Origin of the sequence: Streptomyces sp. SID3343 (assembly GCF_009865215.1) — a bacterium.
Classification (GTDB): domain Bacteria; phylum Actinomycetota; class Actinomycetes; order Streptomycetales; family Streptomycetaceae; genus Embleya.
In genome coordinates, this window is record NZ_WWJX01000596.1 from 1 (window position 1) to 2,016 (window position 2,016).

General features: G+C 72.9%; 3 protein-coding genes. 2 read left to right on the forward strand and 1 reads right to left on the reverse strand.

Features of this window, described 5'->3' with window-relative positions; all coding sequences use genetic code 11:
* On the reverse strand, nt 1-886 hold an 886-nt coding region (locus GT354_RS18110), incomplete at its 3' end, for an FAD-dependent oxidoreductase (protein ID WP_161357339.1).
* Between the two features lie 271 nt (nt 887-1,157).
* On the opposite strand from GT354_RS18110, the gene GT354_RS18115 reads away from it, so the two are divergent.
* On the forward strand, nt 1,158-1,490 hold the full coding sequence (locus GT354_RS18115; RefSeq protein ID WP_161357340.1) for a hypothetical protein: 333 nt from the start codon (nt 1,158-1,160) through the stop codon (nt 1,488-1,490).
* A 71-nt stretch (nt 1,491-1,561) separates the two neighbouring features.
* Nucleotides 1,562-2,016, forward strand: a 455-nt coding sequence (thpR, locus tag GT354_RS18120) for an RNA 2',3'-cyclic phosphodiesterase (RefSeq protein ID WP_346012070.1), incomplete at its 3' end; no start/stop codon positions are given.

The following is a 2,016-nucleotide window of genomic DNA, read 5'->3' on the forward strand; positions in this document are numbered from 1 at the left end:
GCCAGTGCCGGCCCCACGGGATCACGAACAGCACGCTCGTGTCGGTGCGCAGGATCAGCCCCGACTTGGAGATCACCCGGTCCCTGGGCACCAGGATGTGCACGCCCTTGGACGCGCGGACGTGGAACTGTCCGCGGGTGTCGGCCATCGCCTGCGTGTCGTCGGTCCATACGCCGGTCGCGTTGATCACCTGCTTGGCGTGCACCTCGAACTCGCGGCCCGACTCGACGTCGACCAGACGCGCGCCGGTGACCCGCTCGCCCTGGCGCAGGAAAGCGACGACCCGGGTCCGGTTGGCCACGTGCGCGCCGTACGCGGCGGCGGTACGGGTGATCGTCATGGTGTGCCGCGCGTCGTCGACCTGCGCGTCCCAGTACTGGATCGCGCCGATCAACGCGTCCGACTTGAGCGCGGGCACCTCGCGCAGGGCGCCGTGTCGGGTCAGGTGTCGATGGCGGGGCAGGCCGCGGGAGTTTCCGGAGGTCACGCCCATCGTGTCGTAGAGCAGGACACCGGCCCCCACGTACGGGCGCTCCCAGCCGCGGTGGGTCAGCGGGTAGAGGAACTTCACCGGCCGCACCAGGTGCGGGGCGAGTCGTTGGACCAGCAGGCCGCGTTCGCGCAGGGCCTCCTGGACGAGTCGGAAGTCCAGCATCTCCAGGTAGCGCAGGCCGCCGTGGATGAGTTTGCTGGAGCGGCTGGAGGTACCACTGGCCCAGTCGCGACCCTCGACCAGACCGACGTTGAGCCCTCGGGTGACGGCGTCGAGGGCGCATCCCGCGCCGACCACCCCGCCACCGACGACCAGGATGTCCAACTCGCGGCCCGACCCCAACGCGGCCAGGGCGTCTTCGCGGGCCTTCGGCGACAAGGCGACGGGTTTCACGTCACGGCTCCTCGGGACGGGGACAGGGGCCCTTACATTCGACGGCCGTTCGGCACCCCGCGCACTCCCGGTGACCGTTTCTTGCGCCGATCGGCGCAGCCCGTGCCCCGATCGAGGTCACGGTCGGCGAGGCGAGGCGCGACGGGCGACCGCGATGCGGCGAACGCGGGCCGAAGCGGGGCCGCTGCGGCGGTGGTCGGCTGTGAGCCGGCGGGATCCTCTCGGACGCCGGCCCGGATTCGTGGGTGACGTCGGGCATACGCTGACGGTCATGGACGAGGTGTTGTCATACCTGATCTTCTTCGTCGTGCTCGCCGCGGTCCTGGGTTGTTTCGTGGCGTTCGCGCAGCGGATGCGCCGCCGCGGTGTCGCCGGTTCGGCCGTCCGCGCCGTGTTGCTCGCCAACGCCGAGGGGCTGCACGGGACCCTGCACGACGCCGGCGTGGAGATTCAGGCGCAGGCGCAGCGCAAGGTGCCCATGCGTTCCCCCGACGACCCGTGGACACCCGGCCGCGACGAGGCGAAGTGGCGGGGTGCGGGAGGCCGACCGCCGCGCGGGTCGCGGCGTCGACGGCTGCGCGGGCCGTGGCGGCGCAGGGGGTGACCGGGCGCCCGGTACGGGTGTCGCGGGGGGTGGCGGGCGGGGGACCGCGGTGATGCGGTACGACATGTCCTGTGATCGACGAAGACCCGCCCGTGGCCTCGACCGCCGCCTCGACCGTACGGCTGTTCGTGGCGCTCGCCCCGCCCGACGACGCGAAGCACGAGTTGGAGCGGGCGCTGCGGCCGGTGTACGCCGCGCACCCGCGACTGCGGTGGAATCGGATCCAGGACTGGCACATCACCTTGGCCTTCCTCGGCGAGGTCGCGGTCGACGTCGTCGCGGCCCTGCGTCCGCCGCTGGCCGAGGTCGCCGCGTCCGGCCGGCCCGTCACGCTCGACCTGCGGGGCACCGGACAGTTCGACGACCGAGTCCTGTGGACCGGCGTCGGCGGCGACGTCGAGGGCCTGCACGCGCTGGCCACGGCCGTGCGCGGGGCGATCGAGGACGCGGGTGTCGCGTTCGAGGACCGGCCGCTGCGGGCCCACCTGACCCTCGCCCGCGCACGCCGGGACAACCTCGACGGCAT